7 protein-coding genes are annotated in these 13,242 nt (G+C 74.4%); 1 reads left to right on the top strand and 6 read right to left on the bottom strand.

The window, feature by feature from the left end:
- Nucleotides 1-13: 13 nt before the first annotated feature.
- Nucleotides 14-745 (bottom strand): FadR/GntR family transcriptional regulator, encoded by a 732-nt coding sequence (locus EV190_RS05975; protein ID WP_133740426.1) that lies wholly within the window; start codon nucleotides 743-745, stop codon nucleotides 14-16.
- 244 nt (nucleotides 746-989) lie between these two features.
- Nucleotides 990-3,902, bottom strand: a complete 2,913-nt coding sequence (locus tag EV190_RS05970; protein WP_243742381.1) for a glycoside hydrolase family 9 protein — start codon at nucleotides 3,900-3,902, stop codon at nucleotides 990-992.
- A gap of 249 nt (nucleotides 3,903-4,151) precedes the next feature.
- Between EV190_RS05970 and EV190_RS05965 the strand changes: the two genes are divergently transcribed.
- Nucleotides 4,152-5,543, top strand: a complete 1,392-nt coding sequence (locus tag EV190_RS05965) for a GH1 family beta-glucosidase (protein WP_133740424.1) — start codon at nucleotides 4,152-4,154, stop codon at nucleotides 5,541-5,543.
- 33 nt (nucleotides 5,544-5,576) lie between these two features.
- Here the strand turns inward: EV190_RS05965 and treZ are convergent, their stop codons facing one another.
- From treZ to glgX, 4 genes are all read right to left on the bottom strand, one after another.
- Nucleotides 5,577-7,325 (bottom strand): malto-oligosyltrehalose trehalohydrolase, encoded by a 1,749-nt coding sequence (gene treZ, locus EV190_RS05960; protein ID WP_243742380.1) that lies wholly within the window; start codon nucleotides 7,323-7,325, stop codon nucleotides 5,577-5,579.
- Between the two features lie 55 nt (nucleotides 7,326-7,380).
- Entirely contained in the window at nucleotides 7,381-8,274 is an 894-nt protein-coding gene (locus EV190_RS05955; protein ID WP_133740423.1) for a putative RNA methyltransferase, read from the bottom strand.
- 316 nt (nucleotides 8,275-8,590) lie between these two features.
- The gene (gene treY, locus EV190_RS05950) at nucleotides 8,591-10,924 is read right to left on the bottom strand and encodes a malto-oligosyltrehalose synthase (RefSeq protein ID WP_133740422.1); all 2,334 of its coding nucleotides are present in this window, start codon (nucleotides 10,922-10,924) and stop codon (nucleotides 8,591-8,593) included.
- 57 nt (nucleotides 10,925-10,981) lie between these two features.
- A complete protein-coding gene (gene glgX, locus EV190_RS05945) occupies nucleotides 10,982-13,150 on the bottom strand; it encodes a glycogen debranching protein GlgX (RefSeq protein ID WP_133740421.1) in 2,169 nt (722 codons plus the stop codon).
- Nucleotides 13,151-13,242: the final 92 nt, after the last annotated feature.

The raw sequence follows: 13,242 nt of genomic DNA, 5'->3' as shown, positions 1-13,242 counted from the left end.
TTACAGTGTAGATTCAGGCGAAGTCGTCCAGGTGGGCGCGGAGCCAGTTCTCCACCTCCAGGACGTGCATGGTGGCGGCGGCGCGGGCCGCGTCGGGATCGCGGGCCAGCAGGGCGCGGTGGATGCGGTCGTGGTCCTCGCGCAGCCGGGCCGTCACCCCCGCCTCGCGGTGGCCGCGCCACACCCGGGCGTTGAAGGTGCGCGAGGACAACCCGTCGTTGACGGCCGCCAGGGTGGCGTTGCCGGTCATCGCGACGATGGCCTGGTGGAAGGTCAGGTCGGCGGTGACGGTCTCCCCCACGCTGTCGCCTTCGCCCATCCGGTCCAGGACCGCGGAGAGCTCGTCCAGCTGCGCCTCCGTCGCGCGGGCCGCGGCCAGCGCGGTGGCGGCGGGCTCGATCATCCGGCGCACCTGGAGCACCTCCAGCAGGGTCTGCCCCCGGGAGACCTCGGCGAGCACCGAGAACGTCTCCAGCAGGTCCCCGGGGCGCAGCGCGGTGACGTAGACGCCCGCGCCGTGCCGCGCCTCCAGCACGCCCAGCGTGGTCAGCGCGCGGATCGCCTCACGCATCGAACTGCGCGACAGGCCCATCTCGACCGCGAGCTCCCGCTCGGTGGGCAGCCGCTGGCCGGGTTGGAGCGAGCCGTCGGCGATCATCGCCTTGATCCGTTCGATCGCCCGCTGGGTGACCGGCATCCGCTCGGTCCCGACGGGGTCCGCCTGCACGAGGCCCTCGGAGATCATCGCGATGGCTCCCTCACTAGTGGTGGAGTCCCTATCCTGGCATCATCGCGCCTCCCCCGAGGAGAATGATCCGACCAATCCCCCTCCCGTCTCGGCGGAAACGGCCGGGAGACCGGACAGGGCGGGGTCCCCCCGGCCGGGGCCCCGCGATTGACCTGACCAATGCCCGGGGGCGGTCGAAAGTCCGGGCCCCGCCGACGCGTGCCGACGGGGCCCGGTTCCTTCCCGGGGGGCGGGTCGGGGGTCAGGCGGTGTCGCAGGGCTCGCCGTCGAGGGTGAACCCGGTGGGGCGGGGGTTGGCCCCGGTCCAGGTGCCGTTGAAGCCCACCTCGGTCGTGGCGCCCGGCGCGAGGCCGGCGTTCCAGGCCAGCGGGCTGACGGTGACGTCCGGGCCGCTCTGGAGCCAGGTCGCGCTCCAGCCGTGGCTGATCCGCTGCCCGGCGGTGAAGCGGAAGGCCAGGGTCCAGTCCCGCAGCGCGGCGTCCCCGTTGTTGGTCACCCGGACCGTTCCGGTGAAGCCGCCCGGCCAGTCGCTGGTGCTGTAGGCCACCGCGCAGGAGGCGCCGCCGCCGGTGTCCCCGGGTTCGGTGGTGAAGGTGACGGTGCTGGGTTCGGAGGTGTTGCCCGCGTTGTCGTAGGCGTTCACCCGGAAGGTGTACTCGGTGTCGGGGCTCAGGCCGGTGAGCTCGTAACCGGTCCCGGTCGTGGTTCCCAGGACCTCGACGGCGTCCAGACGCTGGAGGGCCGCCTCGTACCCGGCCAGGCCGCTGCCGCCGGTGTCGGTGGCGGGGCTCCAGGACAGGGAGGCGCCGGTGTCGGTGACGTCCGAGGCGGCCAGGTCCCCCGGCGCGCTCGGCGGGGTCGGGTCCGGGGCCTCGCCGCCGTCCCCGCCCTGGTCGGCGACGAAGGAGGCGATCCAGGCCAGCGGGGCGTTCCAGTTGATGGTCAGCTCGTTGGTGGCCCACGACTCGATGTCGTCGATGTAGCAGAACTGCGGCGCGCAGCCGGCCAGGTCCGCCTGGGCCACCGGGTCCCAGGAGGCGGTGTCGGAGTTCGGGCCGCCCGCCAGCGTCCCCCGCGGCGGGTTGGGCAGGCCCGGGTCCAGCTGGTCGGCGTACCAGCGGCTGTGCTGGTTGCGGGAGGCGTTCTCGCCGTACCCGGTGACGTAGGACTGGTTGAGCGCGTTGCGGCCGAGGACGTAGTCCATCCCCTCCAGGACGCCGTCCCGGTACCGCTCGTCGCCGGTCAGGTCGTAGGCGGTGGCCATCACCACCATGGTGTTGAGGACCAGGCCGTTGGAGCCCCAGGCGAACACCCCGTCGTCGGGGGCGTAGGGCAGGCCCCACGGGCTCGCCCCGGCGGCGGCCAGGTACCCGTCGGCGGCCGCGGCGACCGAGGCGCGCACCCGGTCGCGGTCGGCCAGGTCGTTGGGCACGGTCGCGAGCTGGAGCCGGGCCAGCGGCGCGGTCCACCCCCAGTCGAAGCCGGAGGCGCGGTACACCTCCTCGTCGTCGGTGTGCAGCGGCGATCCGGTCACGGCCGCGCGGTACTCGCCGGCGCCTGTGGTGAGGAACAGCTCGGCGGCGGCCCAGTAGAACTCGTCCGAGACGTCGGTGTCGTTGTACGGTCCACCGCCCTCACCGCCGACGGGGGCGTAGACCTCGGGGTTCGCCACGGCCGCGGCCCAGGCGGTCTCGGCGGCGGCCAGGCAGTCGGCGGCGAGGTCCGCGTCGTAGGGCTCGTACAGCCGGGCGCACTGCGCCCCGGTGGCGGCCAGGTTCAGCGTCGCCGCGGTGGACGGCGGCTGCAGGTAGCGGGGCTGGGGGTCGTCGGCGGGCATCAGCGGCAGGCCGGTCCACCGCTCGTCGTGGATCTTGTGGTGCGCCATCCCCGCCAGCGGCTCGCCTTGGGGGACCTGCATCTTCAGCAGGAACTCCATCTCCCAGCGCGCCTCGTCCAGCACGTCGGGCACTCCGTTGTCCCGCTCGGGCAGGCGCAGCGTCGAGTCGCCGAGGGCGTCCGCCCCGGCCCCGTCGACGACGGTGGCGCGCTCGAACGCGCTCATCAGCTGGTGCACCGAGATCCCGCCGTTGACCACGTACTTGCCGTGGTCGCCCGCGTCGTACCAGCCGCCCGACACGTCCAGGGAGTAGTCGCAGGTCCCCGGCGCGCACGGTACGTCGGTGTCGCCCTGGTTGGGCGCCACGCCCACGTGCCCGGCCTCCCGGCCGTAGCCCGGCGCGACGGAGTCGAGGATCTCGACGCCGCTGCGCTGGGGGTAGTAGAACGACAGCGAGTCCACCCGGAGCCGGTCGTAGGCGTCCGGGCCGATGTCGAACGGGTGGCTGGTCTCGCCGTCCGCGGTCAGCGTGTAGTCCTCGCCGGGTTCGGTGTGGGAGCCGAAGTCGACGGTGTGCGCGGACAGGCCGGAGGAGGCGTCGGCGCCCTGCGGCTCGCTCCGCCCCCGGGCCACGACCGCGCCGCCGGAGTCGGCGAGCTCCCAGTCCACCGGGTCGGCCGCGTCGGTCACCACGGTCGCCCGCTTGGGGCCGTCGGGCAGGTAGCCGACCTGGTTGACGCGCACGCGCGGCCCGGTGTCGGGTTCGTACACGGGCGGTTCGGCCCCGCCCAGCATCGACACGTCGTCCACGCAGAACGTCCAGGCCTCGTCCGCGCCGCCGATCTGGAAGGCGACCTGCGCGTCGTCCCAGTCCGCGGTGGAGGTGAACACGTACTCGTACGACTGCTCCTCCCCGGTCAGGAGCGCGCGCTCGTCCATCTGGGTCCGCCAGGGGTCGACGGGCTGCTGCACCAGCGCGCGGATCGACAGGCCCTCGGCGCCCGAGGCGGTGAAGGAGAACGAGTAGGACTCCCCCGCGACCAGCGGCACGTCGTCCTGCCCGATGATCACGTCCCAGGCCGCGGAGGTCCCTCCGGGCACCTCGGCGCACAGGACCCCGTCCTCGGTCCGGAGTTCGATGGTGGGGCTGCCCCACCAGGGGGCGTGCCCGTCGTCGAAGCCGCCGTTCACGATCTGCTCCACGGGGTCGGCGTGGGCGGGGAGGGCGGCGAGCCCGGTGAGTCCGAGGGCGGCGGCGCAGGCGGCGGCCGCCGCGGCGAGGAGAGGAGGCCGTCTTCTTCTGGTTCTCCTGGACACGGGAGTCCTTTCGCGGGGGATCGGCGTCGGGGGAAGCCGCGTGCGAGGGATGGACACATATGGGAGCGCTCCCATATACTGTGACCTACGCCATAAAAACAGGGTGACCGGGTGATGTCAATGGGTGACACCGAGCCGGGGCGGCCGAAGCGGACGCCGCGCGCCCCCTCGACCTGGGGGCCGGTAGCGCCTACCCTGATTACTGAACCGGTTAACCCAACCGCGTCGCGAGAGCCGTCAGGAGCCGCTTTGACCAACGACCGCCTGCCCGAGTTCCCCGCCGGATTCCAGTTCGGCGCGGCGACCGCCAGCTACCAGATCGAGGGAGCGGTGACCGCCGACGGCAGGGGCCCGTCCATCTGGGACACCTACAGCCACACCCCCGGCCTGGTCCTCAACGGCGACACCGGCGACGTGGCCTGCGACCACTACAACCGCTACCCCGAGGACGTGGAGCTGCTGCGCCGCCTGGGCGTGGACGCCTACCGCTTCTCCGTCGCCTGGCCGCGCGTGCTGCCCAGCGGCTCCGGCCCGGTCAACCCCAAGGGCCTGGACTTCTACAGCCGGCTGGTGGACGCGCTGCTGGAGGCGGGGATCACGCCGGTGGCCACCCTCTACCACTGGGACCTGCCCCAGGCCCTGGAGGACCTGGGCGGCTGGCGCTCGCGCGACACCGCCGAGCGCTTCGCCGAGTACGCCCGCGTCGTCGCCGACGCCCTGGGCGACCGGGTCCGCCGTTGGATCACCCTGAACGAGCCGTTCTGCTCCTCCTTCGTCGGCTACGCCATCGGGCGGCACGCCCCGGGCGCCCGCGAGGGCACACCCGCCCTGGCCGCCGCCCACCACCTGCTGCTGGCGCACGGCCTGGCGGTGCGCGAGCTGCGCGCGGCCGACGCCGGCGAGGTCGGCATCACCCTCAACCTGGACCGGGTGCTCCCGCACACCCCCGACCCGGCCGACGTCGCCGCGGCCGACCGCGCCGAGACCCTGCACAACCGGGTCTGGCTGGACCCGCTGTTCGCGGGCGCCTACCCGGCCAACGAGGCCGAGGTGTGGGGGCCGCTCGCGGACGGCTCCTACCGGCGCGAGGGCGACCTGGAGACCATCGGCCGGCCGCTGGACTTCCTCGGCGTCAACTACTACCGGCCCACCGTGGTCGCCGACGGCCCGTTCACCGAGCCCGACCCGGCGCTGCGCACCGCCGTGGACATCCGCTCCCCCGAGCGCGGCGTCGAAGGGGTCCGGCACACCACCATGGGCTGGCCCGTGGTGCCCGGGACCTTCACCGACCTGCTGGTGGACCTCAAGAAGCGCTACCCGCAACTGCCGCCGATCGAGATCACCGAGAACGGCTCCGCCGAGGCCGACACCGTGTCCGAGGACGGCCGGGTGCACGACACCGACCGGGTCGACTACCTGAACGGCCACCTGCACGCCCTGGCCGCGGCGATCGACGCGGGCGTGGACGTGCGCGCCTACTTCGTGTGGTCGCTGCTGGACAACTTCGAGTGGGCGTTCGGGTACGAGCGCCGGTTCGGCATCATCCGGGTGGACTACGACACCCTGGAGCGCCTGCCCAAGGACAGCTACTCCTGGTACCAGCGGCTCATCGAGGAGCACCGGGCCCGGCACGCCTCCTGACCCGCGGGCGCCCCCGACACCGGCGTCGGGGCGTCACCCCGTGCGCACCAGCGCGAACGACTCGGCCGCCAGCTTCACCACCGCCCCGTCGGCCTCGGCCCCTCCCCACGTCAGCAGGGTCTCGGCGACGGGGCGGTCGAGCTCGGCGACGACCGGTCCCGTCCTGAGGTTGCACACCAGCCGCACCGGCCCCCGGTGCAGCACGAGCAGCCGTCCGTCGGGATCCGAGCGCACGGTGAAGCGGTCCAGCCGGGGGTCCGCGATGGCGGGGTGGGCGCGGCGCAGCGCGATCAGGGCGCGGTACAGCTCCAGCATCCGCGCGTGCTCGCCGCGCTCCGGCTCGTCCCAGCGCAGCACCGAGGCATCGCGGGTGGCCGGGTCCATCGGGTCGGGGACCTCGGCCCCGACCCACCCGTGCGCGGCGAACTCGCGGCGCCGCCCCCGGCGCACCCCGTCGGCGAGGTCGGGGTCGGGGAAGGACGCGAAGAACCGCCACGGCGTGCCCGCGGCCCACTCCTCCCCCATGAACAGCATCGGGGTGTACGGCGAGCACAGCACCAGCGCCGCCCCGCACCCCAGCAGTCCCGGCGAGACCGTGGCGGCCATCCGGTCGCCGGCCGCCCGGTTGCCGACCTGGTCGTGGTTCTGCAGGCAGGCCAGGAACCGGTGGCCGGGCAGCCGCGCGGTGTCCACCGGCGCGCCGTGCGAGCGGCCCCGGAACGACGACCAGGTCCCCGCGTGCCAGAACGCCCGGCCGAGCGTGCCCGCCAGCGCCCCGGGCACGGCGAAGTCCCGGTAGTAGCCCTGTTCCTCGCCGGTGAGGGCGGCGTGCAGCGCGTGGTGCAGGTCGTCGCACCACTGGGCGTCCATCCCGTTGCCGCCCGCCTCCCGGGCGGTGACCGTGGCCGGGTCGTTGCGGTCGGACTCGGCGATCAGGGTGAGGGGGCGGCGCAGCCCGGCGGCGAGCGCGTCCACCTCGGCGGACAGCTCGGTGAGGATGTGCGTGGCCCGGGTGTCGCGCAGCGCGTGCACGGCGTCCAGGCGCAGGCCGTCCAGGTGGAAGTCGCGCAGCCAGCCCAGCGCGTTGGCCACGACGTAGGCGCGCACCTCGTCGGAGCCGGGGCCGTCCAGGTTGAGCGAGGGCCCCCAGGCGTTCTCGCCGCTGAAGTACGGGCCGAACCGGGGCAGGTAGGCGCCCGAGGGGCCGAGGTGGTTGTAGACGACGTCGAGCAGGACGGCGATCCCGCGCGCGTGGCAGGCGTCGACGAACCTCTTGAGGCCGTCGGGGCCGCCGTAGGGCTCGTGCACCGCGCCCCACAGCACGCCGTCGTAGCCCCAGCCGTGCCGGCCGTCGAAGGCGTTGACCGGCATGACCTCGACGAAGTCCACCCCGAGGGCGGTGAGGTGGTCCAGCCGCCCGACCGCGGCGTCGAAGGTCCCCTCGGGGGTGAAGGTGCCGACGTGCAGCTCGTAGACCACCCCCCCGGGCAGCGCCCGCCCGGTCCAGGCGGTGTCGGTCCACGCGAAGGCGCCGTGGTCGTAGACCCGGGTGGGCCCGTGCACGCCGCCGGGCTGCCACACGGCGCGGGGGTCGGGCAGCGGCGTGTCGTCGTCGCCGAGCAGGAACGCGTAGTCCGTTCCCGTCCCGGCCCCCGGGACCCGGGCCCGCCACCACCCCCGGCCGTCGCCTGCCATGGGGTGCTCCGCCCCGTCGACCAGCACCCGCGCCCGTTCGGCGGCGGGCGCCCACACCGAGAACTCCCACACCCCAGTAGCGTCCACGGCGGGTTCGTACCCCTCCCCCGCGCCCGCCACGCCGGGGCGCCCCTTCCCCGCGTCAGGCGTCCCCTCCCGGGCGGTACACCGACAGCCTGAAGGCCGCGGACGCCTCGACCCCGGCGGGGAGCGCGGCGACGCGGTCGCGCAGCTCACCGGGGGCGACGTGGCGGGCGCTGGGGGTCATCCCCGCGAGGGCGGCCGCCTCGGGGCGCGTCAGGCGCAGGCCGAACGCGACGTCCTCGCGGTGCTCCGGCTCCAGGTGCGGTTCCAGGCCCGCCGCCAGGCGCTCGTCCTTGCGCGGGTCCACCGCGATCAGGCCCAGGGGGCCGCGCAGCTCGGCCAGGTGGCCGGGGGCCGGGGTCACCACCAGCAGCGCGCCGTCGGCGCGCAGGACCCGGCGGAACTCCGGTCCGTTGCGGGGCGCGAACACGTTCAGCAGCAGCCCGAAGGCGGCCCGGCGCAGGGGGAGGCCGCGCCAGGCGTCGCAGCCGACCGCGCCCGCGCGCGGATGGCCGCGCGCGGCGCGGCGCAGCGCGAACTTGGAGGCGTCCGCGGCCAGGCCCTCGGCCCCGGGCAGCGCGTCCAGCACCGCGCGCAGGTAGTAGCCGGTCCCCGCGCCGATGTCGGCCACGGGACCACCCGGCCAGTGGCGCGCCGCGACCTCGGCGAGGCGCGCGGCCAGCGGCGCGTAGTGCCCCGCCTCCTGGAACTCCCGGCGCGCCCGCACCATCTCCCGGTCGTCGCCGCCGCCCGCGACGGGCCGCCCCGACAGCAGGTTGGCGTACCCCTCCCGGGCCACGTCGAAGGAGTGCCCCCCGGCGCAGCCCAGCGCGTTGCCCGCGGGTCCCAGGCCGCCGCCGCAGTGCGGGCAGGCCAGCGCCGCGAGCACGGAAGGGGGCATGCGCAGCCGCGCGAGCACCGGCGGCCGTTCGTCTTCGCCGCTGTGGTCCATGATCCCGTCCAGGCTACCGCGCCGCCCGTAGGGAGTCTCCGGCGCGGGGGTGATTCCGCGTGCCGGTGCTTCGGGCGGGTCGTTCGGCCTCGTGCCGTGCGGAGCACGGGGTCAGGGCGGGCGGCGACGGCGGGTGAGGGTCGGGGCCGCGCCCATGATGTCCGCTGTGTGAGGGGTTCGTTGACGGTCTTGGGCTTTCTGCCCGTTTCGGGGCCCGGAAGGGCGGAAAGCCCAAGACCATTCCGGGTGAGGGCGGCCCCGGTCCCGCCCGCCGTCGCCGCCCCGTCACCGCGCCGCACAGGAGAACACGGATCGGTCAGTCCTTCCGGAGCAGGAGGGCGACCGGGTAGTGGTCGAGCAGTCCCGACAGCGGGGCGGCGGCGGAGCCGGTCGCGCTCGTCGGGGACACGGGGCGGCCGGTGAGCAGGTCGGTCCAGTCGCCGCGCCCCCAGGGCAGGGGCAGCACCGTGTCGCGCCAGCCGCCCGACCGGTCCAGCCCCACCGGCAGGCGGGTGGCCACGGCCACCACGTCGCGGGCGCGGCCCCGGGCGAAGGCCAGGCAGTGGTCGGCGGCCGGGCCCTCCGCGCGCAGGGGGAGGTGCCCCGTCAGGTCGCGCTCCCGGCGCAGCCGCAGCGCCTGGCGGACCACGTGCATCTTGGCGGCGCCGCCGCCGTCCACCGGCGGGCGCCACCCCTGTTCGAGCCGCTCCAGCAGGCGGCGCCGCTCGGCGTAGTCCACGGGGCGGCGGTTGTCCGGGTCGACCAGGGAGAAGTCCCACAGCTCCGTTCCCTGGTACACGTCGGGCACGCCCGGGGCGAGCAGCTGGACCAGCTTCTGGCCCAGCGCGTTGGACCAGCCGGGCCCGCGGACCCGGTCGGCGAACGCCGCCACCCCGGCCGCGAGGCCGGCGTCGCCGAGCACCCGGCCGGGCCAGGAGCCGACCTCCTCCTCGAAGTCCGGGTCGGGCGCCACCCACGAGGTGCGGAGCTTGGCCTCCTTGGCGGCCTTGGCCAGGTAGTCGCGCAGCCGGTGCTCCTCGATGGGCCACGCCCCGACGAGGGTCTGCCACGCCAGCAGGTTCAGGGCGGGCTCGCCCAGGCCCGCGCGGGCGGTCCAGGCGCGCACCGCGTCGGCGAACTCCCCGGGAACCTCCGCGAGCACCGCCAGGCGGGCCCGCACGTCCTCGGAGCGCTTGGTGTCGTGCGTGGACAGGGTGGTCATGGCGTGCGGCCAGGACGCCTCGCGCCGGGCCGCGGCGGCGTGGAAGCCGGCCGGGGACACCCCGAACTCCTGGGGGGCCCCGCCCACCTCGTTCAGCGCCGCGAACCGGGAGTACCGGTAGAAGGCGGTGTCCTCGGTCCCCTTGGCGACCACCATCCCGCTGGTCTGCTGGACGCGCCGGGCGAGTTCGCCGCGCGGGTCCGAGCGCGCGTCCGCGTCGACGCGCTCCAGCACGTCGGCCAGGTCCGGGCGACGCCGCGCGGCGCGCTCCAGGGCGCGCGCCCAGTCCCGCTCCCCCTCGGGCAGGTAGGAGCGGTACACCCCGAACGCCGCCAGCAGCTCGGCCACGGCCTCGCGGACGCGCCCGGGGTCGGGGCCCGGGACCAGGGCGGCGATGCGGCGCACCTCGGCGGCCAGCACGGTCCCGGCCACCGCGCGGCGGCACTCGGCCTCGACCTCACCGAAGTCGGTGGGCACGCCCAGTTCGGCGGCCAGCGCGGTGACCGGCTCCTCCCCCGCCGGGTCGACGAACACCCCGCACACCTCGCGCAGGGCGTCGTAGCCGGTGGTGCCGTCCACCGGCCAGGAGGCGGGCAGCTGCTCGCCGGGCGCCAGGACCTTCTCCAGCACCAGCCACCCGTCGAAGCGGTCGCGCAGCCGCCGCGCGTACTCCCCCGGGTCGCTGAGCCCGTCGGGGTGGTCCACCCGCAGTCCCCGCACGTCGCCGTCGGCGGCCCAGCGCAGCACCTCGCCGTGGGTGGCCTCCAGGACCCCCGGGTCCTCCACCCGCACCGCCGCCAGCGTGGCCACGTCGAAGAAGCGCCGGTAGTTCAGCTCGGAGTCCTGGCGGCGCCACGACGCCAGCCGGTAGTGCTGGCGCTCCAGCACGTCCAGCGGGTTGTCACCGGGCTCGTAGGTGCCCTCGGCGATGGGGTAGCGGTGCTCGTAGTAGGTGACGCAGCCGTCGGCGATCGTGAGCTCGCCCAGCGCGGCCGCGCCGTCGTCGCCCTCGTCGGCGAGGACGGGGATCAGCAGCGGCCCCGAGGCCCAGTCGATGTCGAAGCAGCGGGCGTAGCGCGACTCCCGGCCGCAGCGCAGCACGTCCCACCACCACGGGTTCGCCGCCGGGTCGGCGATGGACATGTGGTTGGGCACGATGTCCACGACGAGGCCCAGGCCCTCCTCCCGCAGCCGGGACGCCAGGGTGCGCCGGGCCCGCTCGCCGCCCAGGGCCGGGGAGACCCGGGTGGGGTCCACGACGTCGTAGCCGTGCGTGGAGCCCGGGGCGGCGGCCAGTATCGGGGAGGTGTACACCGCGTCGACGCCGAGGCGCGCGAGGTAGTCCGCGACGCCCGCGGCGTCGTTGAGGGTGAACTCGGGCCGCAGTTGCAGGCGGTAGGTGGACGCGGGACGGGTGTGTGCGCTCATCGGCTCCCTTCTGCCCGTACCGGCCCGTGGTCAACCCCTGTCCGTGGTCAACCCCTGTCAGCGGGCGACCGCCGTGCGCCGCAGCAGCAGGAGCGAGCGGGCGGGCAGTACGACGCTCCCCCCGGCCTTGACCACGCGCGCCCGGTCGGGGCCGCCCTCCCCCCTCCCCGCGGCGAGCGCGCCCCCGGGGTCGGCGAAGACCTCGCCGGTGGCGGTGTCCACCACCACCGTCCACTCCGCGCCGTACGCCTCGCCGGGCGCGGTCACCTCGACGTCGCGGGCGTGGGCGTTGAAGCACAGCAGGAACGAGTCGTCGGTGATCCGCTGGCCGCGGACGTCCAGATCGGTGATGCCGTCGCCGTTGAGGAAGGCGACCACGCACCGGCCGAAGCGCGCTCCCCAGTCCACCTGGGTCATCTCCCGGCCCTTGGGGGTGAACCAGGCGATGTCGCGCAGCTCGTCGCCGCTGCGGATGGGGCTTCCGGCGAAGAACCGGGTGCGGCGGAAGATCGGGTGCCGGTGGCGCAGCGCGGTGATGGCGGCGGTGAAGTCGGTCAGGTCGGCGTTGTCCCCGGCCAGGGACCAGTCCATCCAGGCGATCTCGTTGTCCTGGCAGTAGGCGTTGTTGTTGCCGCCCTGGGTGCGGCCCATCTCGTCGCCGTGCAGCAGCATCGGCACGCCCTGGCTGAGCATCATCGTGGCGATGATGTTGCGGCTCTGCCTGCGGCGCAGCTCGTTGACGGCCCGGTCGTCCGTGGGTCCCTCCACCCCGCAGTTCCACGACCGGTTGTCGTTGTGGCCGTCGTTGTTGTCCTCGCCGTTGTCCTCGTTGTGCTTGTCGTCGTAGGACACCAGGTCCGCGAGGGTGAAGCCGTCGTGGCAGGTGACGAAGTTGATGGAGGCGACCGGCCGGCGCCCGTCCCCCTGGTACAGGTCCGAGGACCCGGTGATGCGCGAGGCGAACTCGCCCAGCGTGGCCGGCTCGCCGCGCCAGAAGTCGCGGACGGTGTCGCGGTACTTGCCGTTCCACTCGGTCCACAGCGGCGGGAAGTTGCCCACCTGGTAGCCGCCCGGGCCCACGTCCCACGGCTCGGCGATCAGCTTGACCTGCGAGATCACCGGGTCCTGCTGCACGATGTCGAAGAACGCGCTGAGGCGGTCCACGTCGTAGAACTCCCGGGCCAGCGCCGACGCGAGGTCGAAGCGGAAGCCGTCCACGTGCATGTCCAGCACCCAGTACCGCAGCGAGTCCATGATCAGCTGCAGCGAGTGCGGGTCGCGGGCGTTCAGCGAGTTCCCCGTGCCGGTGTAGTCCATGTAGTAGGCCGGGTCGTCGTCCACCAGCCGGTAGTACGCCTCGTTGTCGATGCCGCGCATGGACAGGGTCGGGCCCAGGTGGTTGCCCTCGGCGGTGTGGTTGTAGACCACGTCCAGGATGACCTCGATGCCCGCCTCGTGCAGCGTCCGGACCATCGCCTTGAACTCCTGCACCTGGGCGCCGTCGGAGCCGTGGGCGGCGTACCCGCTGTGCGGGGCGAAGAACCCGATGGTGTTGTAGCCCCAGTAGTTGCGCAGGCCGCGCGCCTGCAGCGCGTGGTCGTGCAGGAACTCGTGCACCGGCATCAGCTCGACCGCGGTCACCCCCAGCCGGGTCAGGTGGTCGATGACGGCCGGGTGGGCCAGCCCCGCGTAGGTGCCGCGCAGCCGCTCGGGCACGTCGGGGTGGCGCATGGTGAGGCCGCGCACGTGCGCCTCGTAGATGACCGTCTCGTGGTAGGGGACGCGCAGCCGGTTCTCGTTGCCCCAGTCGAAGTACGGGCTGACCACCACGGACTTGGGGACGTACCGGGCCGAGTCGGCGTCGTTGCGCCGGTGGGTGGCGCCGAAGGTGTAGCCGAACAGCGCCTCGTTCCACTCCACCTGCCCGTCGACGGCCTTGGCGTAGGGGTCCACCAGCAGCTTGGCGGGGTTGCAGCGCAGGCCGCGCGCGGGGTCGTGCGGTCCGTGCACCCGGAACCCGTACCGCTGCCCCGGCCCCACGCCCGGCAGGTAGCCGTGGTGCACGAAACCGCGCGCCTCCGGGAGCCGGACGCGGGTCTCGGTGCCCTCGTCGTCGAACAGGCACAGCTCGACGTACTCCGCCACCTGGGAGTAGAGGGCGAAGTTGGTGCCGGCGCCGTCGAAGGTGGTGCCCAGCGGATAGGGCGCACCCAGCCAGGGTCGCAAAACGGGCTCCTTATCGGGGTCCGCCGGGGTGCGGGTCCGGCGGAGCGTTGTCGGTCTCTCAGGAGGACGGTCCGGCCGCCGCGACGGGTTCG

Source organism: Actinorugispora endophytica (assembly GCF_004363075.1).
GTDB lineage: Bacteria > Actinomycetota > Actinomycetes > Streptosporangiales > Streptosporangiaceae > Actinorugispora > Actinorugispora endophytica.
This window is presented reverse-complemented; position numbering and strand designations above follow the sequence as displayed.

Excerpts from the sequence above, each read along its gene's own strand:
- EV190_RS05975 (WP_133740426.1), bottom strand. The coding sequence starts at position 745 with ATGATCTCCGAGGGCCTCGTGCAGGCGGACCCCGTCGGGACCGAGCGG.
- EV190_RS05955 (WP_133740423.1), bottom strand. The coding sequence starts at position 8,274 with ATGGACCACAGCGGCGAAGACGAACGGCCGCCGGTGCTCGCGCGGCTG.
- treY (WP_133740422.1), bottom strand. The coding sequence starts at position 10,924 with ATGAGCGCACACACCCGTCCCGCGTCCACCTACCGCCTGCAACTGCGG.